Raw genomic sequence first — 24,778 nt, forward strand, 5'->3', positions numbered from 1 at the left:
CCATCGCCGCATCCTGCGGGGTTCCTTGCCTGTCCTGGCAGCCTGTCATCCTGACCGGCTCCTTGCTTCCTGCGAGAGACATAGTAGCCCAGCACGGCTTCTGCTCAAGCCAAAAAATGAGACCGCTTTGATTGCTGAATTTATGATTAATTTTAAGATATTGATAAGTTTGAATAAATTTATATTTTCTGGTTGATGGCGTGATCATAAAGCGCTTCTGCCGCCGGCGCTTTGAGAGATCTCGCACACGGCGACAGGTGTTTGTCGCTAGCCGCTGCCCGGAGCGGCTTCGAGCTGCAGCAGCCAGGACTTGCGCTCTATCCCTCCGGCATAACCGACCAGCTTGCCGCTGGCGCCGATGACCCTGTGGCAGGGAATGATAATGGCGATGGGATTGCGGCCGTTGGCCAGCCCGACGGCACGCATCGCCCCGGGGTTGCCGATAAGCAGGGCTATGTCTTTATAGCTGCGGTGCTCGCCATGGGGAATGGTTTGCAGTGCCTGCCAGACGGTGTGCTGAAATGGAGTGCCGCGGGGGGCCAGTGGCAATTCGAAGTTGCGACGTGTTCCCGCAAAGTATTCCGTCAACTGCCGGCAGGCGGATTTCAGCAAGGGGGTGGCAGGCTCGATGTTTTTATCGGTATTATCGGTCGCGTCGATGAAGCGCAGTTCTGTGATGGCGTCGGTGTTGGAGGAGATAGAGAGCCAGCCCAGTGGGCTTGGCAAGGTGCAGTGTGTCGACATGGCAGACTCCGAGGTGACAAGGGGATACTGTGATTGTATCCCCTTGTCTACAAGGGTGGTGTTAAAATTCGCTCAGCGGCCAGGCATCGAAGGCCGGTTCTTCGTACGGGTGAGCCGCACGCAGCGCGTTGACGGCGGTGCGGATAAGTTGATCTTCGCACACCAGCTCGACCCGTACTTCTTCGACCCGTTCCAGGGCCCCGGCCTCGCCGATAAAGGGAGCCGCACCGGCCAGGGGCCGGAACTGACCCGAGCCCCGGGTTTCGAAACAACACTGATCGTAGTCGCCAATCCTGCCGGCCCCGGTGGAGAACACCGCCGTCTTGACCGGCTCAAGATGGGACTCGGGCACGAAGAATACCAGCTTGTACATTACTTCTCCTTGGCGTGGTTCCGACTCAAGCTTTTTTCAGGAATCGGGCCACCAGCACGACTTGTACGCCGTTGACCTTGCCTTCGATATGCTCGGGATTGCTGGTCAGGCTGATGTCCCGGACCATGGTGCCGCGCTTGGCGGTAAAGTTGGCGCCCTTGACGTCCAGGTCCTTGATCAGGGTAACGGAATCGCCGGCCTGCAGTCGGGCACCGTTGCTGTCGAAGGTGGCGACGCTGTCGTCATCTTCGCCCGGCAGCCCAGCTTCGGCCCATTGCTGTACCTCCGGCTCCAGGTACATCATGTCCAGCAGATCGCGGGCCCAGACTTCGGTGGTCAGCTTCTTCAGGGTACGCCAGGCCAGTACCTGTACCGCCGGCTCCTGGCTCCACATGCTGTCGTTCAGGCAGCGCCAGTGGTTGTGCTCCTGTGGTGATTCGAGTTCGCCCTGGCAGGTAGAGCACAGCAGGGCGCAGTGAGCGGCCCTGTCGGCATCTTTTGGGGACACAACCAGCAGGCTCAGTTGGTCGATGGCGCCGCACAGCTCGCAACGGCCGCCGCTGCGTTGCTGTAATTGTTGTTCTATGGTCATGATGAGGACTCCGACACGGACATTAAAGATCGCGCGATCCTAGCATAAAACCGGGTATTTGTTGTGGTTATGGGAAGGATGGCGGAGACTGAAGGTTTCATATGGTGTTTCCAAAGGAAAGCAGGTCGACACTGGTACCGACAGAGCGAGGCCATAACCGATGAAGCCGATAACCAGCAAGTTTCACCGTTTTTTTGCCGGACCCTCCCACAGCCTGCTGCCGCTGGTGTTGATGGGCGGTGTTATCGGGATCCTGTCCGGCCTGGTGATGTTCAGCTTTCTGAGCTTGCTGAACCTGACTCTGGGTTGGCTGAACGGCGCCAACCTGGAAGATTTCGAATCTTTGTCTCCCTGGTGGAGACTGGGACTGCCGGTGCTGGGCAGTCTTCTGCTGATCCTGCTTTATCGGGTGACGCCGGTCTCGGGTCAGACAGTCGGGCTGGCCTATGTGCTGGAACGATTACAGTTCGGGCGGGGACAGTTGCCAGCCGCCAATACCGCCTTTCAATTTATAGCGGCCCTGATCGCGCTGGGCACAGGGCACAGCGTCGGCCGCGAAGGGCCGGCGGTGCACATGGGGGCCGGCATCGGCAGCCTGTTGGGACAGTACACGAACCGGCCGCCGAGTCAGTTGCGGTTGTTGATCGGCTGTGGGACGGCCGCGGCCATTTCCGCCGCTTTCAACACGCCTCTGGCCGGGGTGCTGTTCGCGATGGAAGTGGTGTTGATGGAATACAGTCTGTTGGGGTTTGCCCCCATTATCGCCGCTGCCATCAGCGCCTCGGCCTTTAGCGGCGCACTGCTCGGCCCCCATTCGGTGTTGCAACCGGTCCGATTGTCACTGGCGGGCTATGGCGATATTCCCGGCCTGCTGCTTACAGGGCTCTGGATGGGGCTGGTGGCGGTACTGTTTCATTATCTGGTCCGGATTTTTCTTCGTTTTCCCCTCAAAAGCCGGGCGCTGAGGCTGCTGCTGGCCGGCCTGATTACCGGGGGGCTGGCGCTGTTCGTTCCGCAAATTCTCGGTTCGGGTTATGACACCATCAACGCCACCCTGAGCAATCAGCTGCCCTGGTTGCTCTTGTTGCTGATCCTGGGCGCCAAGTTGATTGCCACGGCGGCGGCCATCGGACTGGGGGTACCAGGGGGCCAGATAGCCCCCATGTTGATGCTGGGGGTCTGTGCCGGTGGAGTAGCGGGCGCCCTGGTCCCGGGCACCTCCGAGCCCGGCCTCTATGCCTTGCTGGGCATGGCAGCCATGATGGGGGCCGTGCTGCATGCGCCCCTGGCGGCGCTGGCCACGGTACTGGAGCTGTCGCTCAGCGCCGAGGCCATGTTTCCGGCGATGACGGTGGTGCTCAGCGCCAATCTGGTCTGCCAGCATGGCTTTCGGCAGCCGTCACTATTACTGACCCTGCTCAAGGAGCGGGGGCGCTTGCTGCAGACCCATCCGCTGCGTACCGCCCTGGCCCAGCGTTATCTGTCCGAGCTGGCCAGTTTCCGTTTCAGCGAGTTCGATATGGAGCAGAATGATAAGAATCTGAATACCTTGCTCGAGCAGAAACTGCCCTGGGTGGTGGTACGACAATCAGAACATTGCTATCTGGTCGAGGGAGAGGCGTTGGCGGAAGCCTGTCTGGCATGGCAGCAGCAAGATCAGACACTGGCCCAGTTGCTGGCGCCGCTGCTGAGTGAGCGTCGGAGACTGATTGAGCTGACCGAAGATGCCTCCCTGCTGACGGCACTCAAGACGCTGCAGCAGGAAGAGACCGCGGGATTTCTGCTGCCGATCGGTCGTCTGGGCCTGGGACTGGTGACACGCCGTCGGCTGGTGACGATGCTGACCACGGATGACCCCATCCAGTAACGTACGTTGTAAGGGGGAAATCGTGAGGGGTAAGGGAGAATATGCTTCGGCGTCGCCTGTTGGTGCCTCCAGCGTACAGCTCCGGTTGCCTCGGACGGGGGCCCCGCAACATGAACAGGTTGTAATGGCAATTTGAGCCGTTGCTTTAACTGGATGGTGGCGCTAATTCTGTTAGTGTCTGTTCAGCCTGGGCTTGCCACCGGCCGGGAAGGGCCGCCGCCCGGCGCAGGCTGGCGATGGCCTGCTGCCGTTGGCCCAGACCTTTCTGAGTCAGCCCCAGGTTAAGCCAGGCGACTGCCAGCCCTGCATCCTGTTCGGTAGCCTGCTCGAACGCTTCGACCGCCGCCTGAGGGTCACCACTGGCATGCAGTGCATTGCCCAGCGCAAACCAGCCCATGGCGTGTTCGGGCCAGCGTTCAACCAGTGCCTGCCAGGCGGGCAGGGCGGCCTCGGCACCGACCGAGGTCTCAAACGCGGCTATGCTGTCGGTAGCCAGCTGGGAGGTAGTGCTCAGAGGCAGTTGCCCCGGCGGCAGGGCCACCATGGCCCAACGGCCACTGCGCGCCCAAGTGGCGTCGAAACGGCTCATGTCGGTCACCTGGCGCGATTGCTCGCCGCTGTGCAGTATCAGCTGCTCCCGCTCACGGTCGTAGCCGATGGCAACCGCGTAATGCCACATGGGCCAGAGCGGTAATGACAGATTTTGCAGCACCACCACCGGGTGCCCTGCGTTCACTTCTGTCAGGAGTGCATCGAAGCTGCCGTCCAGCGGATAGCTGATGCGCTGATGGCGGCGGACCGTGGCCATCATTTCCGGCTGCACACTGCCTTCTCGTCCGGGCACGAATACCTGGGGAATCAGTTGCTCTACGCCGATGTCGACGCCGCTGGCATTGAGCGCCATGGCCAGTGAGGCGGGGCCGCACTGGTAGTCGCGCTGACTGTGAAAGGGCACGCCGGTGACATAAGCCTGAGCCGGTAGTCTGGTTTCGGCTTCCGGTGACAGTTCGGGGGGAGCGGCGCAACCACTCAACAGCGCTGGTAATATCAGCACCGATAACGAAAAAACGCCCGCCAGGCGGGCGTTTTGCAGGCGACGATGGATCGCCTTCATCGATTGTAATAAAGCCATTAACGGGTGAAGGGGAAGACGTGAGTCAGACCCAGCAGATCGGTGACCAGCAGTATGATGAAGACGGTCAGCAGAGCACCGACCACACCGTTGGCTCCGGCGGGCATGCTATCCAGCTGCTCGGCCATCTGCCGCACTTCCTGATCCGACAGTGCGGCAACCCGGGCCTCGACCTCATTCAATTCAACACCATGCTTGACCAGTTGTTCACGCACGTCGGCACGGGCCAGCAGATTACCGATACGTTCACGTTCGGCACCGATTTGCACCGCATCCAGGGCACTTTGGGTGGACACCAGCCGGCTCGGCTGGGCCTGAGCGGCCAGTGGCATTGTGCCCATCATCAAGGACAGGATCAGTAAGGGGTTGAGTATTCGAAAGAGTCTTCTCATCATTGTTATGCTCCTGAAAGTGTGGGGTCGACGAAATGGATTTGCGCAGAGCGTGCTTGCATCAGAGCTGGTTCCGAATCATGTTATCTTCCGCCACAAGTATAGACCGAGTGTTAGCGCTGAATTTTCATTTAACTCACGGTAATAGCAAGGGATCTCATTTATTCCCGGGCAGCGTTACCGGCTTGTTTGCATCGGATCCCGTGCCCTACAAGGCTTTGGTCCCATTCGAGCTATATTCGGATTGCGACAACAACAGACATGAACGCCGCTTTATGGCTGTACGCTCGGGGCTATCGCCGCCACAGATGCGGAGGCGTTATGGCCCCGCACCAACCGGATGTTACAAGGAGGCGTTATTTTCGAGGATATAAAATGGGCATGGGGGCTCTTGTTTGCCTGGTTGTGCTGGTTGCCTGTCCAGGCGGAAGGTAATGCCGTCGAACGGTGGGGGTTGGAGGTGGTGGCAACCTTGCCTCATGAGCCCGGTGCCTTTACCCAGGGACTGCTGCTGCATGATGGGTATCTGTACGAAAGCACAGGCCTCTATGATCGATCCAGTCTGCGCAAGGTAGATCCGGAAACCGGAGTGGTGCTGCAACAACTGGCGCTGGATCCGGCTTATTTCGGCGAAGGGCTGGAGCGGGTCGGTAACCGGCTGATCCAGCTGACATGGAGAGAAGGACTGGCGCTGGTATATGACCTGAATACGCTGACGCTGGTACAGGCGCATCAATATGGCGGCGAGGGCTGGGGCCTGTGCTTCGATGGTGAGGCGCTATGGATGAGTGACGGCAGTGCCAGCCTCTACCGGCGTGATCCGGTGGATTTTTCCCTGCAGGCCAGCATGACGGTGATGCGAGCGGACTGGCCCCAGGACAGGCTTAACGATCTGGCCTGCGTCGACGGTTACATTTACGCCAATGTCTGGAAGGAGAACCGCATCGTCAGAATCGACAAACGCAGCGGGCGCGTCGATGCCGACATCGACGCCAGTCGCCTGCTGGCCTTGAGTGGTCGGCCGATGGATCCCGAAGCGGTACTTAACGGCATCGCCCATGATCCGCAGCGTGATGAATTTTACCTGACCGGCAAGTTCTGGCCCAGGATGTTTCGGGTCCGTTTTGTGCCGGCGTTACGGTGAAGCTAGCTCAGAATAAATGAACGTCTGCTCTTCAGTTGCGGGCGTTGTATGCAGACAAAGGGCCGGCTCCACCGACCCGCTTCAAGCATATCCCTGTGATGTCGCCGGAGCAGATCCTTTTGTCCTCCTTAATGCTGCGGAGTCATCTGTTGTTGCCGACTGCGGGTAACTCGGGGCTCAGCAGCCGGGCTCAGGACTCCTCGGAGGATGTGCTCATGGCCGTGTCGCCAGCCGGACTGCCACGTCCCTGATCCAGGGTCTGCAGTGCCTTGTCGATGTTGTTCTGCTGCAGCATGGCATCATCCGGATAGAAATAACGGGCCTGTTGCAGTAACTGGTCCGCTTCCTGCTGCCGATCCAGCCGGTTCAGGGCCAGCGCCATGTTGTAGTAAATGTTGGCCCTGGGAGTATGGCGTACAAACTGCCGGCCCCAGTCGACATAGGCCTGCAGCTCTGCGGTATTCTGCTGCGCCGAGCCCACGGCCAGGCGCAGCGACATGGCGTTGAACTCCAGCCGGGTCAGCCAGGCGAGGGGATTGCTGGCCGACAACAGCAGCGCCGGCTCCTTGCTGCCGCCTCGTTCATACTGAGTGACCACCCGGGCGGTCTGCAGGCCGGTGATCATGAAGGGCACCACCAGCGCCGGGAGCAGCAGGGCGGCAAAGCGGGCCAGCAGCCAGGGGCGGTATGGCTGGCTGTGCGGCGCCTCCAGTCGGGTGTCTATCCAGTACAGCAGCACCAGCAGGGTTACCCAGTGGGCGAGGGAATGATAGAAGGGGTATTCGGTCTGGCTGTGGAGGGCGATGGGCCAGACTAACGCGGCCAGCGCCAGCGCGTGGCGCCAGGGGGCCCTGATCAGCAAACAGACGAAGGCCAGTGCCACCGATATGATGGCCAGCACCGGCAACAGGCCGCCTTCCACGCCCCAGTAGAGCAGCTCGTTATGGGGATGATCCAGGTTGGGCGGTATCATGGGCAGGCCGGGGTGTAGCTCCTGCCGAGTGGCGTAGAATTCCATGAACTGGCGCTCGAAATCGCCGTAGCCTGCGCCGAACCAGGGGTGCTCGGCAATCAGCGCCAAGCTTTGCAGCCAGATCTGTTTGCGGATGCCGGGCTCGGTATAGATATCGGCGCCGCGCTGCACGCTGTCGACCAGGGTCATGGAGATAAGCCCGATGGCTACCCCCAGCCCGACCAGTCCCAACCCCCACAGGCAGAATTTCGGTTTTTTTTGCCAGGCCCAGGGTAGCAACAGCAAGAGGCCAGTCACGCCACCGAGCAGGCCGACCCGGGATTGCAGTACCGTCAGCAGCAGGGAGCCGCTCACCAGCACGGTGCCGAGCCAGAGGTGTCTGACGGCCGGAAGGCGGCGTTTGTCTGCCAGCCCCAGATAACAGGCCAGCATCAGGCCGGTCGCCATGAAACTGGCCATCACATTGGGTTGCTGAAAGATACCGTAGGGACGGTTGGTCTCGGTGTTGTAGCCAATCCAGTTGCCGGGCGTCAGCAGATAATACTGCACCAGGCCGAGCAGGGCTTCCAGGCTGATGGCGGCCAGCAGCAGATACAGGAGTCGATATCGGGCCGTCTCGTCCAGGCGGCACTGCAGCAGGGAAAAATAGAACAGCAAACCGCCGGCCAGCCCGGCCAGCCGTGGCAGGGCATGATCGGCAAAGCCTCGATTGGGATAGAGCAGCGGCACCAGCAGCAACAGTAGTACCAGCCAGCACCAGAGGTGGAAGCGGCTGTAACTGACGCTGCGGTTGAGGGTCATCTGCCACAGTCCCAGGCCGGTCATCAGCGAGATAAAAATCCAGCCGACCATGTTGAACGGCAGATAGAAGCCGGCGCCGCCGGGGTTGTGCATGAAATAATGCATTCCGCCCAGTGACCAGGCGGCGAAACACCAGAACCAGAGGTAGGGTAATGAAATCCGTGCCATCGTTGCTTCCCTGCAGACTAGCGCCCTTTCAGCATAGGCCGTAAAAAGCGGGCCGTGTGAGACTCCTTGTGCTCCGCGACCTGTTCCGGGGTGCCGGTAACCAGGATTTGGCCTCCGCCGCTACCGCCTTCCGGCCCCATGTCGACGATCCAGTCGGCGGTTTTGACCACGTCCAGATTATGCTCGATGATCACCACCGTATTACCGTGATCACGCAGTCGGTGCAGCACCGTCAGCAACAGCTGAATATCGTGAAAATGCAGGCCTGTGGTGGGTTCGTCCAGAATATAGAGGGTCTGGCCGGTGTCGCGCTTGGACAGTTCCTTCGCCAGCTTGACCCGCTGGGCTTCGCCGCCGGACAGGGTGGTGGCCGACTGACCCAGTCGAATGTAGGAAAGACCCACGTCCATCAGGGTTTGCAGCTTGCGGGAAATGGCCGGTACCGGCGCGAAGAAGTCGCTGGCTTCCTCTACCGTCATGTCCAGCACCTCGTGAATGCTCATCCCCTTGTATTTAATCTCCAGGGTTTCCCGGTTGTAGCGTTTGCTCTTGCATACATCGCAGGGCACATAGACGTCGGGCAGGAAGTGCATCTCCACCTTGATCAGGCCATCACCCTGACAGGCTTCGCAGCGGCCGCCCTTGACGTTGAACGAGAACCGACCCGGCTTGTAACCCCGGGAGCGGGCTTCGTGGGTCGCGGCAAACAGCTCGCGAATCGGGGTAAAAATACCGGTATAGGTGGCCGGGTTGGAACGGGGGGTGCGGCCGATGGGGCTCTGATCGATATCCACCACCTTGTCCAGTTTGTCCATGCCCTCGATGCTGTCGTAAGGCGCGGGCTGGCTGACGGTGGCCTTGTTCAGCTCCCGATGGGCGATGGGAAACAGGGTGTTGTTGATCAGTGTCGACTTGCCCGATCCGGATACACCGGTGACACAGGTCATCAGCCCCAGCGGCAGCATGAGCTCGACGTCTTGCAGATTGTTGCCGCGGGCCCCCTTGAGTGTCAGCCAGTGCTCGCCCACCGGGGTGCGCCGGTCCGGTATGGCGATGCATTCCCGGCCCGACAGATAGGCGCCGGTAAGCGAGTCCTGGTTGGCCATCACCTCGGCCGGGGTACCCTGGGCCACGATGTCGCCGCCGTGCACGCCGGCGCCGGGGCCTATGTCCAGCACATAGTCGGCGGCGCGAATGGCGTCTTCGTCGTGTTCGACCACTATCACTGTGTTGCCCAGATCCCGCAGGTGGGTCAGGGTCGACAGCAGCCGCTCGTTGTCACGCTGATGCAGGCCGATGCTGGGTTCATCCAGCACATACATGACCCCCACCAGGCCGGCGCCAATCTGGCTGGCCAGCCGGATGCGCTGGGCCTCGCCGCCGGACAGGGTGTCGGCGCTGCGCGACAGGGTCAGGTAGTTGAGTCCGACATTGACCAGAAAACCCAGCCGCGCCACGATTTCCTTGAAAATCTTGTCGGCGATCTGTGCCTTCTGTCCGGTCAGCTCCATGCCGGTGAAGAAGGTGTGGGCCTCGCCGATGGCCATGTCGGCAACCTGGGGCAGGGTATGGCCGGCCACAAACACATTGCGCGGCCCTTCTTTCAGGCGGGTGCCGCTGCAACCGGGGCAGGCGCGGTGGCTCTGATACTTGGCCAGCTCTTCCCGTACCGAGTTGGACTCGGTTTCCCGGTAGCGGCGCTCCATGTTGTGCAATATGCCTTCAAACGGATGCTTGCGCACCAGCACATCGCCGCGGTCATTCATGTACTTGAATTCGATGCTGGTGCGGCCGGAGCCGTACAGCACCGCCTGTTGTATCGCTTGTGGCAAATCCTGGTAGGGAACTTCCAGATCGAAGTCATAGTGCTCGGCCAGGGACTTGAGCATCTGATAGTAGTAATAGCTGCGTTTGTCCCAGCCGCGTATGGCACCGCCGGACAGGCTCAGTTCCGGGTTGCTGATCACCTTGTCGGGGTCAACTATCTGCTGTACGCCCAGGCCGTCACAGCTGTCGCAGGCACCGGCCGGGTTGTTGAACGAGAAGATGCGCGGCTCGAGTTCGGCAATGGAATAACCACACTGGGGGCAGGCGAAGTTGGCGGAAAACACCAGACCGGGATCATCGGCGTCGTCCATCGACACCACGGAGGCGATGCCACCGGACAGCTCCAGCGCCGTCTCGAACGATTCCGCCAGCCGCAGTTGCAGATCCTCGCGGACCTTGAAGCGATCCACCACCACCTCTATGGTGTGTTTTTTCTGCAGCTCCAGCGTGGGGGGATCCGACAGATCGCAGACCTCGCCGTCGATGCGGGCGCGAATAAAGCCCTGGGCGGACAGGTTGTCCAGCAGTTTGCTGTGCTCGCCCTTCCGGTTGCGGACCACCGGCGCCAGCAGCATCAGTCGCGTGCCTTCCGGCTGCTCCATGACCTTGTCCACCATCTGACTGATGGTCTGGGCCGTCAGAGGCAGCGAATGGGTGGGGCAGCGGGGCTCGCCTACGCGGGCAAACAGCAGTCGCAGGTAGTCGTATATTTCGGTAATGGTGCCCACGGTGGAGCGCGGATTGTGGGAGGTCGACTTCTGCTCGATGGAGATGGCCGGTGACAACCCCTCTATATGATCCACGTCCGGTTTTTCCATCAGGGAAAGAAACTGGCGGGCATAGGCAGAAAGCGACTCCACGTAGCGGCGCTGGCCCTCGGCGTAGAGGGTATCGAAGGCGAGGGACGACTTGCCCGATCCGGACAGGCCGGTGATGACGATCAGCTTGTCCCGAGGCAGGTCCAGGCTGATGTTTTTCAGGTTGTGGGTCCGGGCCCCGCGAACTTCGATTTTATCCATCTGCAGCATTACCTTGGTGTAAATTCGACCGGCTAGTATGGCACTGGATGAATAGCCAGCCAAGGGACAATAAGGATTAATCCGCCAGTGTCACCGTGCTAGACTAACTCTCTTTTTGATCCTGTTAATGGCGGAAGAATATCCATGAGCGACGAGCAAGGCTTCAGCCCCCGCGAACGGCGGGCCTCGTTTACCCTGGCGGGCATTTTCGGCATGCGGATGCTCGGTTTGTTTATGATCATGCCGGTATTTGCCTTGTATGGTCAGGACCTGATCGGTTTTTCGCCTCTGTGGGTCGGCATCGTCATCGGCATCTATGGCCTGACCCAGGCGGTGTTGCAGATCCCCGCCGGCTGGCTATCGGACCGTATCGGCCGCAAGCCGGTGATCTATGCCGGCCTGACGCTGTTTGCCCTGGGTTCTGTGGTGGCGGCACTGTCCGACTCGGTGTACGGCGTGGCCGCCGGCCGGGTACTGCAGGGCTCGGGCGCCATTGCCGGTGCCATTCTCGCGCTGGCCGCCGACATCACCCGGGAAGAAAACCGCACCAAGGCCATGGCCATTATCGGGGTCTGCATCGGGATTTCTTTCGCCATCGCCATGGTATTGGGACCGGTATTGGCGTCCCTGTTCGGCTTGTCGGGTGTCTTCTGGACCACGGCCCTGCTGGCGGTGGTGGGCATACTGATGGTGCGCTTCCTGCTGCCGGAGTCGGCCCATCGCGGCCAGATCCGTGATGTGACCGCCGCGCCCGAGTTGTTCGGCCGGTTGTTGAAAGACCGGCAGTTGCTGCGGTTGGACTTCGGTATCATGCTGCTGCATCTGACTCTGACCGCGGTCTTCGTGGCCTTTCCGCTGACTCTGCTCGACGCCGGGCTGGCGGCGGAACACCACTGGTGGCTGTATCTGCCCGCCTTGCTGTTGTCTTTCGTACTGATAGTGCCCTTTTTGATCCTGGGCGCGCGGCGTAATATGAACAAGCAGCTGTTTCAGGCCTCCATTCTGGTGATGATGGTGGCGCTGTTGCTGATGGCGGCAGGCAAGGGCCAGATCTGGCTGCTGGCGCTGGCGATGGTGCTGTATTTTACCGCTTTCAACTTCATGGAAGCCTCGCTGCCGGCATTCTTGTCGATGCTGGCACCGGCGGGTGCCAAGGGCACCGCCATGGGCATTTATTCGACCAGCCAGTTTTTCGGTGCCTTTCTCGGCGGTGTGCTGGGGGGGCTATTGTTCCAGCAACTGGGCGGCTCCGGGGTCTTCCTGCTGGTGGCGGCCTGTATGGCGGTCTGGTTCTGGCTGGCGGCCGGTATGGCCAATGTGAGCAAGGTTCGGTCTCATATCCTGTCTATCGGTGTTAATATAGAAAGCCATGATCGGCGTGAGCGGCTGTTGCAGCGGCTGATGGCCCTGCCCGGCGTGCATGAAGCCTTGATTATCCCCGAAGAGGGGGCCGCCTACCTGAAGGTAGACGGTAATATTTTTGAACTGGATCAGGCCCGGCGCCTGATCAACCTGTGAGTGCGGAGCGAGTTATGGCCAATAGAGGCATCAATAAAGTTATCCTGATCGGCCACCTGGGCCAGGATCCAGAAGTACGTTACATGCCCAGCGGGGGCGCGGTTGCCAATATTACCCTGGCCACCAGCGAGAGCTGGCGCGACAAGCAGACCGGCGAGCAGAAAGAGCGTACCGAATGGCACCGGGTGGTGTTCTTCGGCAAGCTGGCCGAAATTGCCGGTGAATATCTGCGTAAAGGCTCTCAGGTCTATGTGGAAGGGCGCCTGCAAACCCGCAAGTGGCAGGGACAGGATGGTCAGGATCGCTACACTACCGAAATCGTGGTCGATGTTGGCGGGAGCATGCAGATGCTGGGTGGACGCCCCCAGGGTGGCGGTCAACAAGGTGGTGGTCAGGGCGGCTGGGGTCAGCAGCAGGGCGGTCAGCCACAAGGTGGCCAGCAGCAGAATGCACCTCAGGGCGGCCAGGGTAACTGGGGTCAGCAGGGTGGCCAGCAACAGGGCGCGCCCCAGGGCCAGCCCCAGTACGGTCAGCAGAACAAGCCGGCGGCCGGCAAGCCTCAGAGCCAGCCGCAAAATCCGGCTCCCGTTTATAACGAACCGCCGATGGACTTCGATGACGATATCCCCTTCTGAGGATCAAGGGTATATCCGTAGAGAATGCCAGATAAGCCCCTGTTATCAGGGGCTTTTTATTACCTGTTGTTATGGCGGTAATGCTCGAAAAGCCGTATCTTTCAGACAGGGCCGCGAGAATGGCACACACTTGCTGTATCGATTTATGCAGGCTCACGACGACAGAATATCAGGGAAGGAACGCCGGAATCAGCCGGAGTCAGTCAGGGAACGCCAATGAGATTTACCAATCAGTTTATTGCGACCATCACCATGTGCATATTGGCGGCCGTGCTGATGGTGCTGGTGGGGGCAGGGATCAGCTTCTATCAGATGGGGACCGCCTATCAGCAGCGACAGGTAGATTCGGTGGTGCGTCTGGTCAACGAAGGCTGGCAAAGCGGGGCCGAACGCCAGGAGAGCATAGTTCGCTGGTTGCCGGCGCTGCTCGATGTGAACGATATCATCGACTTTTCGGTACAGGATGAGTCGCGCCCCCAGTATCGTTATCAGGCGGGTCAGCAGCTGGAGGCCGATGAACTGTCCCTCGAATATCAACGTCCATTGACGGCACATCCGGGGTTGAGTGTACATCTGGTGTTGCGCCCGCCTTTTTATGAAATCGATCACTCCCTGGCTGCCCTTTCCGGCGTGACCGCCGCCATTATTCTGGTCTTCGTCGGCATGTTGTTCACCCTGCGCTGGTTTCGTCGTCAGTTGCGGGGCGCCGAGCTGCTCGATTTACGTGGTCAGCTGATCCTCGAAGGCAGGCTCGGCATGTTGCAGCATAATCCGCAGGAAGAATGGCCCCATCATGCCAGTCAGGCATTGGACAAGCTGCTCCTGGATCTGAAGGAGGCAGGCAAGGAACGCAGCCGCTTCGACACCTTTATGCGTGCCAATGTGTTCGTAGACAAAAAGATCGGCATCGGCAACCGGGTATTCTTCGATAACCGGCTGGAGGCGGCGCTCAATGATCCGGCCAGCCACTCCGGGGCACTGTTGCTGGTGGAGCTGCAGGATCTGGAGCACATCAACTATCACCTGGGGTACGAACGGGGCGATGAATTGCTGACGTCGGCGTCCGTCTATCTGGGTCATCTTATCCGCCGTTATCCCGGGGCCTTGCAGGCCCGCTATACCGGTAATATCTTCGCCTTGCTGTTTCCCAACCTGGTGGAAAGTGAAGCGCAGGAAGCGGCACGGCAGGTGATGAAACTGTTGCGCCGCCTGCACTGGCCGGATGAGGTGCGAGAGCCTGCGCTGTTTATCGGCGGCGTCTGTTTTCGCTGTGGTGAATTGTTGCCTCAGGTGGAAGAGGAAGCCGAGCTGGCGTTGCGCAGCGCCGGCTTGCAGGGTGGTGACGGTTATTTCATGTATTACAAGGGAGTGACCGAAGAGAGCAGTGGCAAGGGGACGGTGCGCTGGCGCACCTTGCTGGGCCGTCAGCTGGAACAGGACAGGGTTCGGCTTGACCGGCAGGGTATCTATACCGGGCCGGAGCAGGAGCCGATCATCTATGAGTTGCTGGCTCGCATCGAGGACGAGCAGGGCCGAGAGTTGTCGGCCGGGCATTTTCTTCCGATGGCGGAAAAATGCGGTCTGTTGAAGGAGCTGGACTGTGCCATGGTGCTGCGTGCCCTGACGCTGCTGCAGGAAAGCGATCGGCGCTCCCCTCTGGCACTCAATATATCCGCGGCCAGCCTGTTGAATGGCGGTTTTCATCGCTGGCTGATTTTCGAATTGATCCAGTTGCCCAAGGCGCAGCTCAATGGACTGCTGATCGAGCTGTCGGAAGCCCAGGTAAGCCGGCATTTTCAGGCCTTGAGCAAGCCGCTGCGGGCGCTCAAGGCACTGGGTTGTGGTCTGTCGGTGGACCATGCGGGGCAGGATGTGGTGAGTGCGCAATATATCAAGGACTATGCGCTGGATTATCTCAAGCTGCATCCCAGTCTGGTACGGGACATCGACAGCAAGCCCGTCAACCAGATGGCGGTCAGAAGCCTGGTCGGCAACAGTGTCGGCAGCCGGACCCGGGTGATTGCGGTGGGCGTCGAAACCGCCGCCGAATGGGAGTGTCTGCATCAGCTGGGTGTCTATGCCGGTCAGGGATACTTATTCTCCCGTCCGGAACGGTTTGAACTGCTATAGCGCCCCGCGCGCGCCCTGCATGCCGCCGGTGTGCAGAAACAACAGGCGGCTGCCGGCGGCATAACGCCCGGCGGTGATATCCCGAAACAGCCCCAGCAGCGCCTTGCCGCTGTAGATGGGTTCGAGGGGTACCTTGAGCTGCGCTGCCAGTTCGGTGATGGCCGCCTTGTCGGCCGCCGAATTTTTGGCATAGCCGCCGCCGTGGTGACTCAGTTCGAGTTGCCAGCCGCTATCCAGTGCCGCCGGCGGATACAGTCGACATACCTCTTCGGCCAGCCAGCCTGCGCCCTTCAATACCGCATAGCCTCGCACCCGGGTGGCGGCTGGGCGGGCGGACAGCAGGCCGGCCAGGGTGCCGCCGCTGGCCACCGGCAGTATGACTTCATCCAGTTCGGGCAATTCCGGCCACAGCTCTTGCCACAATTCCGCCACGCCCGGCAAGGCCTGCGGGCAGCTGCCGCCTTCGGGAATGATGAGATAACCGGGGTAACCTAGAGCCAGCTCGGCCAGCCAGTCGGCGTCCTGACGGCGGCGGTACTGCTGCCGGTCGACAAATTCCAGCGCCATGCCCCAGCGACGGGCATCGTCAAGAGTCGGGTTGTTGCTATCAGGCTCGCCGCGCACCATGCCGACTGTGGGCAGACCCAGTTTGTGTCCGGCGGCGGCCAGGGCGTGCAGGTGATTGGAATAGGCTCCGCCGAAACTGAGTACGCCACGGGCTTGCTCCGACAACGCCTGGCGCAGTGTATATTTCAGTTTGCGCCATTTGTTACCCGAGATAAGATGATGCAGCAAATCATCGCGTTTGATCCACAGAGTCAGCCGGTGCTGCTCCAGCAGGGGGTGGCAGAGCCGCTGTAGTGGCGAGGGACGTTGCAGTTGGTACAGTTGTTGCCAGCAAGAAGGATCGGACACGAAAATTAATACCATTGGGATGAGCAGGCAAGTGTAAGGAACTTACCCCGTTATTCAAGCTCATCCCCTCTGTGAGCGGCTTTAGCTGTGCTTGCTCCTTGCCTGAAACCGGCTGCATTGATAAAGTTAGCCGCACTTTCCGGTTTCTCAACCCAGGATTCCCTTCAGCATATGTTTAAAAAGCTAAGAGGCATGTTTTCCAACGATCTTTCTATCGATCTGGGAACAGCCAACACTCTCATCTACGTCAAAGATCAGGGCATTGTTCTGAACGAGCCTTCCGTCGTGGCGATTCGCCAGGAAAGATCCGGTTCGGCCCAGAGTGTTGCCGCCGTCGGCCATGCCGCCAAACAGATGCTGGGGCGGACTCCCGGCAATATCGCCGCCATTCGTCCGATGAAAGACGGCGTAATTGCCGATTTTTATGTTACCGAGAAAATGCTGCAGCATTTTATCAAGCAGGTGCACGACAACAATTTTTTCCGCCCCAGCCCGCGCGTGCTGGTGTGTGTGCCCTGTGGTTCAACCCAGGTAGAGCGCCGGGCCATCAAGGAGTCGGCCCTGGGTGCCGGCGCCCGTGAGGTCTACCTGATCGACGAACCCATGGCGGCTGCTATCGGTGCCGGTCTGCCGGTCTCCGAAGCCACCGGCTCCATGGTGGTGGATATCGGTGGTGGTACCACAGAAGTGGCCATCATCTCCCTCAACGGCGTGGTCTATTCCCAGTCGGTACGGGTGGGTGGCGATCGCTTCGACGAGTCCATCATCAATTATGTGCGCCGCAACTACGGCTCTCTTATTGGTGAAGCGACCGCCGAACGGATCAAGCATGCGGTGGGGTCGGCCTACCCGGGTGACGAAGTGCTGGAAATCGAAGTGCGCGGTCGCAACCTGGCCGAAGGGGTACCGCGCAGCTTTACCCTTAATTCCAACGAGATACTGGAAGCATTGCAAGAACCGCTTTCCGGTATCGTCAGTGCCGTCATGGTGGCACTGGAGCAGTCGCCGCCCGAGCTGGCCTCCGATATTTCCGAGCGGGGCATGGTGCTCACCGGTGGTGGCGCCCTGCTGCGTGATCTGGACCGGTTGCTGATGGAAGAAACCGGTATTCCCGTCGTGGTCGCCGATGATCCCATGACCTGTGTCGCCCGTGGCGGTGGCAAGGCGCTGGAAATGATCGATATGCACGGCGGAGATCTGTTCCATTACGATTGATAACGGGGCCGGGGTCACCGGCCTGCCTATTCCGCTATGAAACCGATTTTCGGTCGTGGCCCCTCCCTCCCTATCCGCCTGGCACTGGCGGTGGTTGCGTCTTTGCTGCTGATTATTGCCGACAGTCGCTATCACAGCTTTACCGAGGCCAAGGTCTATCTCAACTCGCTGGTGAGTCCGTTGCAGTACATGGCCAACAGCCCCCGGTTGCTGCTTGATGCGGCCTCCAGTCAGTTGATGTCACGCCAGTCTCTGCTGGCTCAGTCCCAGCGACTGGAGCAGGAACTGTTTCTGTTGCGGGACGATTTGCTGCGATTGCGTCATCTCGAGCAGGAAAATCAACGCCTGCGTGATTTGCTCGGCTCGCCGGTGCGCTTCGATACCCGCCGCATGGTGGCGGAGATCATGGCGGTGGACACGGATCCCTTCTCTCATCAGGTGGTGATCGACAAAGGCGGTCTGGAAGGGGTGTTTGAAGGTCAGCCGGTGCTCAACGAACAGGGTGTCGTCGGACAGGTTATTTCGGTAGGCAAGACCACCAGCCGGGTATTGCTGATCACCGACACCAGCCATGGTATACCGGTGCGGGTGGCGCGCAACGATATCAGGGCCATCGCCAGCGGCAGCGGCCAGCTCGATCGGCTCTTGTTGCACAATATTACCCGTAACACCGATATCCGCGAGGGTGATGTGCTGCTCAGCTCCGGCCTGGCGGGGCGCTTTCCCGAAGGGTATCCGGTCGGGCGGATCAGCCGGGTCGGTTACGAAGAAGGCCAGCCTTTTGCCGATATTCGGGTGCAGCCCTTCGCCGCCCTCGATCGGGTGCGTTATCTGCTGTTGTTGTGGCCCGAGCCAAAGGTCATCGATGTGGATGATGTCGCAGCCTCGCCGACGGCAGAAGGAACCCCTCAATGACGTCGATGAGAAGCTTCTCGCTGAAAGGGCGGCTGGTGATCGGTGTCAGCCTGCTGCTGGCGCTGATCCTGTCCATTTTGCCGTTGCCGGATATGATAGCGCCATTCCGGCCCGACTGGCTGCTGGTTACCCTGATTTACTGGACCATAGCCCTGCCGCACCGGGCCAACGTGGGCACCGCCTTTTTCTCCGGACTGATGCTGGATTTGCTGTTCGGCTCCGTGCTGGGCGTTCATGCCCTGGCACTGGTGATCCCGGTTTATCTGGCTGCCGCCCAGTTTCAGCGCATGCGTAACTACTCGGTCTGGCAGCAGGCCTTCGTGGTCGGCGCCCTGGCGATACTGAACAAGCTGCTGGTCTTCTGGGCCTCCTACATGAACCGGGATATCCAGCTCGATTATCCTTACTTCTGGTCCATCGTCAGCAGCATGGTGTTCTGGCCCTGGATTTTTCTGTTGCTGCGCAAATGCCGGCGGCAATTTTCCCTGTCGTGAATCTGTTTATGTCCCCCTTGCTTTATCTTGCTTCCGCCTCACCTCGCCGCCGTGAATTATTGTCCCAGTTGGCAGTACCCTTCGAGCTGGTATTGCCCCAGGTTGAAGAACGGCGCCGGCCCGGCGAGGCGGCGGCCGATTATGTGCAGCGCCTGGCCCGGGACAAGGCCACCGCCGGAGCGCTCATGGCGGCCGAGCCGCTGCCGGTGCTGGCCGGCGATACCATAGTGGTGCTGGATGGCGATGTGCTGGAGAAGCCGGTAGACAAGGCCGACGGTCTGGCCATGCTGCGACGATTGTCCGGCCGTCACCATCGGGTGATGACCGCCATGGCACTGGCCTGGCAAGGCCGGATCGAGGTGGTGTTGGTGACCACAGAAGTCAGTTTCCGGATGCTGAGCGACACGGATCTCGAGTGGTACTGGGCCAGTGGCGAGCCGACCGACAAAGCCGGTGGCTACGGTATTCAGGGGCTGGGCGGGCGCTTTGTTGAACGCATCAACGGCAGTTACAGCGCCGTGGTCGGATTGCCGCTGGTGGAAACCGAAGCCCTGCTGCGCCGGGGCGGGGTTTTGTCGGGCTGATACCCTTATCTGACTGTCATTCTGTGGTAGTTTAGAGATCATTTTATTCTCCTATGGCGGAACTGGCATGTCTGCAGAACTGATAATCAATATGACCCCCGCGGAAACCCGGGTGGCGCTGGTGGAAAACGGTATTCTGCAGGAAGTGCATGTAGAGCGTCAGGCCCGGCGCGGTATCGTCGGCAATATCTACAAAGGCAAGGTCAGTCGGGTGCTGCCCGGCATGCAGGCAGCCTTTGTCGATATTGGCGGTGAGCGAGCGGCATTTCTGCATGCCTCCGACATAGTGCCTCATACCGAATGTGTGGATACTAAGGAACAGGCCCATTTTCAGGCCGGCAATATCGCCGAACTGGTCCGCCAGGGGCAGGACATAGTGGTGCAGGTGGTCAAGGATCCTCTGGGCACCAAGGGCGCACGCCTGACCACGGATATCACCTTGCCGTCCCGTTACCTGGTGTTCATGCCCGGCAGCGCCTATGTGGGGGTCTCCCAGCGTATCGACTCGGAGCAGGAACGGGAGCGGCTCAAGCAGATAGTGGGCAGTTATGTCGACGAGCAGGGGGGCTATATTATCCGTACCGCCGCCGAAGGCATAGGCGAGACCGAGTTGTCGCAGGATGCGGCCTTTCTCAAGCGGCTGTGGCGCAAGATCCAGGAGCGGCGCGGCAAATATTCATCCTGCTCCATGCTGTATGAAGATCTGGGACTGGCCTGTCGCATCGTACGGGATTTTGTCGGTACCGAACTGGACCGGATCAGGGTCGACTCCCGCAGCACCTACGAGACCCTGTGCACCTTTGTCGAGGAGTTCGTGCCAGAGCTGTCCGGCAAGATAGAGTATTACCAGGGACGTTCGCCGATCTTCGATCTCTATGATGTGGAAAACGAGATTCAGCGGGCGCTGGATCGCAAGGTGGAACTCAAGTCCGGTGGTTATCTGATCATCGATCAGACCGAGGCCATGACCACGGTCGACATCAATACCGGTGCCTTCGTCGGCCACCGTAACCTCGAAGAAACCATCTTCAATACCAATACCGAAGCCACCCAGGCCATCGCCCGCCAGCTGCGGCTGCGCAACCTGGGCGGCATCATCATCATCGACTTCATCGATATGTACGATGAGGATCACAAGCGCCGGGTGCTGCATAGCCTGGGGCTGGCGCTGTCGAGGGACAGGGCCAAGACCAACGTCAACGGTTTTTCCCAGCTCGGGCTGGTGGAAATGACCCGCAAGCGCACCCGGGAAAGTCTGGAGCATGTGCTCTGCGGTGCCTGCCCCGAGTGCAATGGTCGGGCCCGTGTCAAGACGGTGGAAACCGTCTGTTACGAGATACTGCGCGAGATAACGCGGGTCAATAAGGCCTACGATGCCGACAAGTTCGTGGTCTATGCCGCCCTGGCGGTGGCTTCTGCGCTGCAGGAGGACGAGTCCCACATGCTGGCCGAACTGGAGGTGTTTATCGGCAAGCAGGTCAGGGTCAGCAGCGAGCCCCTGTATAACCAGGAACAGTTTGACGTGGTGATGATGTAGTGTCTGTGGTGCTCAGGCGGGGATTAAACTGGGCCTGGCTGTGTCTGGCGGCCACGGCGGTCCTACTGGCGGTGCTGGTGACCCTGTTGCGCTTCGGCTCGCCCTGGCTGGCCAGCACACAGCAGCAGTGGCTGGACCGGCTCTTGAGTGAGCAGCAGCTGACCCTGGAAGTGGGCCAGTTGGGTCTGGGCTGGCGGGATTACGGCCCGGTACTGGTGGTGAACGAGGTCAGCCTGCATCGCCCGGAGGGGCCGGCCATTACCCTGCGTCGCGCCCTGGTGAGCGTGCAGTTGTGGCAAAGTCTGCGTCAGTGGCATCCGGTGCTGAATGAACTCATTCTGGATGGCCTGCGTCTGCCCCTGAATCTGAGTGGCGGGGGCAAGGCCACTCAGGACACCGATTTGAGCTGGCTGCCCCAACTGGCGCTCGATGGGGTGGAACGCTTCTCTCTGCACGATGCCCTGCTGGTGGTGACCACATCGCAGCAGGACTTGTTCGAGCTGCACCTTCCTGCCCTGCGCTGGCAGAATGCGCCCGGCCTGCACCAGGGCCGGGGCCGCCTGGGCTTTGGTCCCGACATCGATCAGCAAGTGAGTGTCAGCAGCCGTTTCACCGGTCCGAGCGATCGGCTCGACGGCAGCATCTATCTGCAAGCCGATGGTGTCGATGCCTCCGCCATGCTTTCCCGCATTCGCCCCGGGGAGCTGGACACGGATGCCGACCTCAATTTTGAGTTATGGCTGGAATGGCAGCAGGGACAGCTTAGCGCCGGGGTGCTTGAGCTGGGGGCAAACCGGCTGAGCTGGGGTGATGATCATCAGGTGTCGGTTGATGGTGGCCGGATGCAGTGGCAGCCGACCGAAGCCGGCTGGCAGCTGGCCAGCAGCCATATCGACATCAGCGTCGACGGAGATGCCTGGCCGAGCTGGCATCTTCAGCTGGACAGGCAGCAGGAGCGGCTGCATGGTTATCTGGATCGGCTGACCTTTACCGACCTGGCTCTGCTGGCCCAGTGGGGCGAAAGTTTCTGGCCGGCCACCGCCCGCCAGTTGGCGGGCATTGTTCCCCGGGGCCACCTGACCAATCTCTATTTTTCCTCCTCCGCTGCCGGTGATGACTGGCGCTGGCGGGGCTCGCTGGAAGATGTCAGTACCAGCGCCTTCGAATGGACACCGCAGACCCGGGGCCTCAATGGTCATTTTCTTCTTGCCGCCGACCACGGCCATCTGAGCCTCGAACAGCAAGAGGCGGCCGACTGGGTCTATGACGGTGCCTTCCGCGAGCCCTGGCCGATGCAGCGATTGTCGACCGGATTGCGCTGGCAGAGGCAGTCGGACGGCTGGCTGTTGTGGAGCGATGAACTGGCGGTGAACACCGCCGATCTGGCGCTGCAGGGCTGGTTCAGCCTGCAGTTGCCGAACCGGGGAGCGCCTCTGCTCAGTACCTCGGCGCGGGTCGATGTATTGCGGGCCGAGCGGGCCTTCAGTTATTTCCCCGAGCCGCTGATGGGCGCGCCGCTGGTGGACTATCTGCAGGGGGCCATTCGTGGCGGCCAGGCCGATGGCGCCGAGGTGCTTTGGTACGGACGCCTCAACGGTTTTCCCTATCAAGATGGCAGCGGTATTTTTCAGGCCCGGGTTCCGCTGCGCCAGGCCGAGTTTCGCTTCGACCCTCACTGGTTGCCCCTGACAGATCTCAGCCTGGATCTGCTGTTTGAAAATGATGGACTCTATATGCAGGGCCCAAGCGGGCGGCTGGGCGCGGTGGCGGCCAGCACCATTGATGCCCGCATAGTGCCGCTGAACAAGGCGGCCAAGCTGCAGCTTAGTGCCGATATTGCAGGAGAAGGCGAGGCGGTTACCGCCTATCTGCAGGATTCTCCCCTGGCGTCCTCGGTAGGCACCACCCTGGAGCAGGTGCAGGTGACAGGCCCGCTGAAGGCCCGGCTGGCGCTGGACATCCCGTTGCACGGCGGGGCGGTGGCGGTCGATGGCCAGGTTGACTTTGCGCACAACCGGGTGCGAGTCAAACCGCTGGATCTGCCGCTCAGCGAGGTCGGCGGGCGCCTGCTGTTCGATGAGCGACAAACCCGGTTCGAAGGCATGCAGGCCAACTGGAACGGACAACCGCTGTGGCTGGATTACCGCGGGCAGCAGACCACCGACGGCTACGAAGTGGGCATCGACATGCGGGGCCAACTGCAGGCTGCCGAACTGGCAAAGGCCTATCCGCCGCTGCAGGGGCTTGGCGGCGTGGCCGACTGGCGCGGCAAACTCGAGCTGACGCTGGCGGAGCGGGGCGAGCTTGACTATCGCTTCGAGGCCGACTCGGCGCTGCAAGGGCTGGCCAGCCGTTTGCCGCCACCATTGAACAAGGCCGGCAAACAACCCTGGCCCAGCCACCTCGAACTGAGTGGCGATGGACGGCAGGCGCGGATTGAGCTGACCCTGGGGGAACATATTCGGGGGCTGGCCGGGCTGGGGTTCGGGTCGGACGGCGCCAAGGTGCAGCGGCTGTGGCTGTCGGCCGGGGCAGGTGCACAGCCGCAATTGCCCCGGGCACCGCTGGATATAGCGGTGCGGGTGCCGGACTTGCCGCTGGATGACTGGCTGGCGTTGTTGAAGGACTGGCAATCATCTTCCGTTCGGGCAGACGCCTTGCCGAGAGATGCCATGCCCCGGCTGGCGTGGCCGATGCCCTACCGGGTGTCGGTGCAGGCCAGTCGGGCAAAACTCTGGCAACAACCGCTGAATCAGCTTCGCTTGTCGGTCGGCTCGGCGGAGGGACAGCGACGGCAGTTGAGCGTGACCGCCGAACAGGCGGATGGCACCCTGAGCTGGGGTGGCACTCGGCCACTGCAGGCGTATTTCAAGCGGCTCTGGCTGACACAGGATTCGACTGCTGCAGGCTCTGTAGCAAGAGGAGAGCCGGCTGAGGCGCAGGAGGCGTTGCAACCCGGGCAAGTGCCGGCGGTGCAATTTCGCTGTGACGATTGCCGCTGGCAGAAGCTGGCGTTGGGCAAGGTGGCCTTCGAGTTGCGTCCCCAGCCCGAACAGAATGGAGTACAACTGACCAGCCTGAGCCTGGATGGCCCGCTGCTGCAGGCCAGGGCCCATGGTCAGTGGTTGCAACATCATAGCGGTAATCTGAGTCGTCTGGAGTGGCAGAGCAGCACACCATCCTTGCAGCGGTTGTGGCAGGGGCTGGACAAGGAGTCGCCGTTCAGCGAAACCCCGGCCCGCCTGGAAGGACAACTGCGCTGGCTGGATGTGCCCTGGCGGCCGGACCTGTCCAGCCTGAACGGTCGGCTCGCCGCCGATACCGACGCCGGTGTTCTGCGTGAAGTGAATGACAGGGGCGCCGGTCTCCTGTCGGTACTGAGCATGGAGTCGGTATTACGTCGGCTGCGGCTGGATTTTCGAGACGTGTTCGAGCAGGGCTTCTATTTTGACCGTATCGGCGCCAGCGGCGAGCTGCACAACGGGGTGCTGCAGAGCGACGACTTGGTCCTGGATGGTGCCGCCGGAAATCTGCGCGGCAGCGGCCTGGTGGATCTGGCGGCGGAGCGGCTCGATTACCGGCTGGAGTTTACCCCGAACCTGACCGGTAACCTGCCGGTGCTGGCGGCCTTTGCGGTTACCCCGGTGACCGGACTTTATGTCTTGGCGCTGTCCAAGGTACTGGGTCCGGTGGTGGATGTGTTCACCCGCATCCGCTATCGGATAGACGGCCCTCTGGAGCAGCCAAAAGTGACCGAGTTGGGACGGGAGCAGAAACGGGTCACGGTGCCCGGTAATAAATAA

General features: G+C 60.7%; 19 protein-coding genes. 11 read left to right on the forward strand and 8 right to left on the reverse strand.

The features are described 5' to 3' along the window. Nucleotides 1-267: 267 nt before the first annotated feature. From ACLEIV_RS11455 to ACLEIV_RS11465, 3 genes are all read right to left on the reverse strand, one after another. A complete protein-coding gene (locus ACLEIV_RS11455) occupies nt 268-744 on the reverse strand; it encodes a methylated-DNA--[protein]-cysteine S-methyltransferase (RefSeq protein WP_410456779.1) in 477 nt (158 codons plus the stop codon). 61 nt (nt 745-805) lie between these two features. Further along, nucleotides 806-1,117: a YqfO family protein gene (locus ACLEIV_RS11460; RefSeq protein WP_410456780.1), complete on the reverse strand. Its 312-nt coding sequence runs from the start codon at nt 1,115-1,117 to the stop codon at nt 806-808. 25 nt (nt 1,118-1,142) lie between these two features. Further along, nucleotides 1,143-1,709, reverse strand: a complete 567-nt coding sequence (locus tag ACLEIV_RS11465; RefSeq protein WP_410456781.1) for a PhnA domain-containing protein — start codon at nt 1,707-1,709, stop codon at nt 1,143-1,145. A gap of 160 nt (nt 1,710-1,869) precedes the next feature. On the opposite strand from ACLEIV_RS11465, the gene ACLEIV_RS11470 reads away from it, so the two are divergent. Further along, nucleotides 1,870-3,576 (forward strand): chloride channel protein, encoded by a 1,707-nt coding sequence (locus ACLEIV_RS11470; RefSeq protein WP_410456782.1) that lies wholly within the window; start codon nt 1,870-1,872, stop codon nt 3,574-3,576. 145 nt (nt 3,577-3,721) lie between these two features. Here the strand turns inward: ACLEIV_RS11470 and ACLEIV_RS11475 are convergent, their stop codons facing one another. Then, entirely contained in the window at nt 3,722-4,708 is a 987-nt protein-coding gene (locus ACLEIV_RS11475) for a PA2778 family cysteine peptidase (RefSeq protein WP_410456783.1), read from the reverse strand. Further along, nucleotides 4,708-5,103, reverse strand: a complete 396-nt coding sequence (locus tag ACLEIV_RS11480) for a PA2779 family protein (protein WP_410456784.1) — start codon at nt 5,101-5,103, stop codon at nt 4,708-4,710. Before ACLEIV_RS11480 ends, ACLEIV_RS11475 begins: the two co-directional genes overlap by 1 nt. A 388-nt stretch (nt 5,104-5,491) precedes the next feature. On the opposite strand from ACLEIV_RS11480, the gene ACLEIV_RS11485 reads away from it, so the two are divergent. After that, nucleotides 5,492-6,244, forward strand: coding sequence for a glutaminyl-peptide cyclotransferase (locus ACLEIV_RS11485; protein ID WP_410456785.1), 753 nt, complete (start codon nt 5,492-5,494; stop codon nt 6,242-6,244). A 190-nt stretch (nt 6,245-6,434) separates the two neighbouring features. Here ACLEIV_RS11485 and ACLEIV_RS11490 read toward each other — a convergent pair whose 3' ends face one another. Then, entirely contained in the window at nt 6,435-8,186 is a 1,752-nt protein-coding gene (locus tag ACLEIV_RS11490) for a PglL family O-oligosaccharyltransferase (RefSeq protein ID WP_410456786.1), read from the reverse strand. Between the two features lie 17 nt (nt 8,187-8,203). Continuing rightward, a complete protein-coding gene (gene uvrA, locus ACLEIV_RS11495; protein ID WP_410456787.1) occupies nt 8,204-11,032 on the reverse strand; it encodes an excinuclease ABC subunit UvrA in 2,829 nt (942 codons plus the stop codon). Between the two features lie 144 nt (nt 11,033-11,176). Between uvrA and ACLEIV_RS11500 the strand changes: the two genes are divergently transcribed. From ACLEIV_RS11500 to ACLEIV_RS11510, 3 genes are all read left to right on the forward strand, one after another. Further along, the gene (locus ACLEIV_RS11500; protein WP_410456788.1) at nt 11,177-12,550 is read left to right on the forward strand and encodes an MFS transporter; all 1,374 of its coding nucleotides are present in this window, start codon (nt 11,177-11,179) and stop codon (nt 12,548-12,550) included. A 14-nt stretch (nt 12,551-12,564) separates the two neighbouring features. Continuing rightward, nucleotides 12,565-13,185 carry a single-stranded DNA-binding protein gene (ssb, locus tag ACLEIV_RS11505; RefSeq protein WP_410456789.1) on the forward strand — a complete coding sequence of 207 codons (621 nt, stop codon included), beginning with the start codon at nt 12,565-12,567 and terminating at the stop codon, nt 13,183-13,185. Between the two features lie 216 nt (nt 13,186-13,401). Further along, nucleotides 13,402-15,315 (forward strand): EAL domain-containing protein, encoded by a 1,914-nt coding sequence (locus ACLEIV_RS11510; RefSeq protein WP_410456790.1) that lies wholly within the window; start codon nt 13,402-13,404, stop codon nt 15,313-15,315. Here the strand turns inward: ACLEIV_RS11510 and ACLEIV_RS11515 are convergent. Then, nucleotides 15,310-16,230, reverse strand: a complete 921-nt coding sequence (locus ACLEIV_RS11515; RefSeq protein WP_410456791.1) for a 1-aminocyclopropane-1-carboxylate deaminase/D-cysteine desulfhydrase — start codon at nt 16,228-16,230, stop codon at nt 15,310-15,312. The genes ACLEIV_RS11510 and ACLEIV_RS11515 overlap by 6 nt on opposite strands. A gap of 171 nt (nt 16,231-16,401) precedes the next feature. Between ACLEIV_RS11515 and ACLEIV_RS11520 the strand changes: the two genes are divergently transcribed. The 6 genes from ACLEIV_RS11520 (at nt 16,402) to ACLEIV_RS11545 (ending at nt 24,778) form a co-directional block, all read left to right on the forward strand. Then, nucleotides 16,402-17,445: a rod shape-determining protein gene (locus tag ACLEIV_RS11520; protein WP_104486893.1), complete on the forward strand. Its 1,044-nt coding sequence runs from the start codon at nt 16,402-16,404 to the stop codon at nt 17,443-17,445. 36 nt (nt 17,446-17,481) lie between these two features. Then, complete coding sequence (gene mreC, locus ACLEIV_RS11525; RefSeq protein ID WP_410456792.1) at nt 17,482-18,360, forward strand: rod shape-determining protein MreC; 879 nt, start codon at nt 17,482-17,484, stop codon at nt 18,358-18,360. Further along, nucleotides 18,357-18,854, forward strand: a complete 498-nt coding sequence (mreD, locus tag ACLEIV_RS11530; protein WP_410456793.1) for a rod shape-determining protein MreD — start codon at nt 18,357-18,359, stop codon at nt 18,852-18,854. Before mreC ends, mreD begins: the two co-directional genes overlap by 4 nt. Nucleotides 18,855-18,862: 8 nt before the next feature. Next, entirely contained in the window at nt 18,863-19,438 is a 576-nt protein-coding gene (locus ACLEIV_RS11535; RefSeq protein WP_410456794.1) for a Maf family protein, read from the forward strand. 67 nt (nt 19,439-19,505) lie between these two features. Beyond that, on the forward strand, nt 19,506-20,975 hold the full coding sequence (rng, locus tag ACLEIV_RS11540; protein ID WP_410456795.1) for a ribonuclease G: 1,470 nt from the start codon (nt 19,506-19,508) through the stop codon (nt 20,973-20,975). Then, nucleotides 20,975-24,778 (forward strand): YhdP family protein, encoded by a 3,804-nt coding sequence (locus ACLEIV_RS11545; RefSeq protein ID WP_410456796.1) that lies wholly within the window; start codon nt 20,975-20,977, stop codon nt 24,776-24,778. The genes rng and ACLEIV_RS11545 overlap by 1 nt, the downstream gene beginning before the upstream one ends.

This window comes from Oceanisphaera submarina (genome assembly GCF_046521305.1).
GTDB classification, from domain to species: Bacteria; Pseudomonadota; Gammaproteobacteria; order Enterobacterales; family Aeromonadaceae; genus Oceanimonas; species Oceanimonas submarina.

Coding starts and splice junctions, on each gene's coding strand:
- ACLEIV_RS11455 (WP_410456779.1), bottom strand. CDS start 744: ATGTCGACACACTGCACCTTGCCAAGCCCACTGGGCTGGCTCTCTATC.
- ACLEIV_RS11460 (WP_410456780.1), bottom strand. CDS start 1,117: ATGTACAAGCTGGTATTCTTCGTGCCCGAGTCCCATCTTGAGCCGGTC.
- ACLEIV_RS11465 (WP_410456781.1), bottom strand. CDS start 1,709: ATGACCATAGAACAACAATTACAGCAACGCAGCGGCGGCCGTTGCGAG.
- ACLEIV_RS11470 (WP_410456782.1), top strand. CDS start 1,870: ATGAAGCCGATAACCAGCAAGTTTCACCGTTTTTTTGCCGGACCCTCC.
- ACLEIV_RS11475 (WP_410456783.1), bottom strand. CDS start 4,708: ATGGCTTTATTACAATCGATGAAGGCGATCCATCGTCGCCTGCAAAAC.
- ACLEIV_RS11480 (WP_410456784.1), bottom strand. CDS start 5,103: ATGATGAGAAGACTCTTTCGAATACTCAACCCCTTACTGATCCTGTCC.
- ACLEIV_RS11490 (WP_410456786.1), bottom strand. CDS start 8,186: ATGGCACGGATTTCATTACCCTACCTCTGGTTCTGGTGTTTCGCCGCC.
- uvrA (WP_410456787.1), bottom strand. CDS start 11,032: ATGGATAAAATCGAAGTTCGCGGGGCCCGGACCCACAACCTGAAAAAC.
- ACLEIV_RS11500 (WP_410456788.1), top strand. CDS start 11,177: ATGAGCGACGAGCAAGGCTTCAGCCCCCGCGAACGGCGGGCCTCGTTT.
- ssb (WP_410456789.1), top strand. CDS start 12,565: ATGGCCAATAGAGGCATCAATAAAGTTATCCTGATCGGCCACCTGGGC.
- ACLEIV_RS11510 (WP_410456790.1), top strand. CDS start 13,402: ATGAGATTTACCAATCAGTTTATTGCGACCATCACCATGTGCATATTG.
- ACLEIV_RS11520 (WP_104486893.1), top strand. CDS start 16,402: ATGTTTAAAAAGCTAAGAGGCATGTTTTCCAACGATCTTTCTATCGAT.
- mreC (WP_410456792.1), top strand. CDS start 17,482: ATGAAACCGATTTTCGGTCGTGGCCCCTCCCTCCCTATCCGCCTGGCA.
- mreD (WP_410456793.1), top strand. CDS start 18,357: ATGACGTCGATGAGAAGCTTCTCGCTGAAAGGGCGGCTGGTGATCGGT.
- ACLEIV_RS11535 (WP_410456794.1), top strand. CDS start 18,863: ATGTCCCCCTTGCTTTATCTTGCTTCCGCCTCACCTCGCCGCCGTGAA.
- rng (WP_410456795.1), top strand. CDS start 19,506: ATGTCTGCAGAACTGATAATCAATATGACCCCCGCGGAAACCCGGGTG.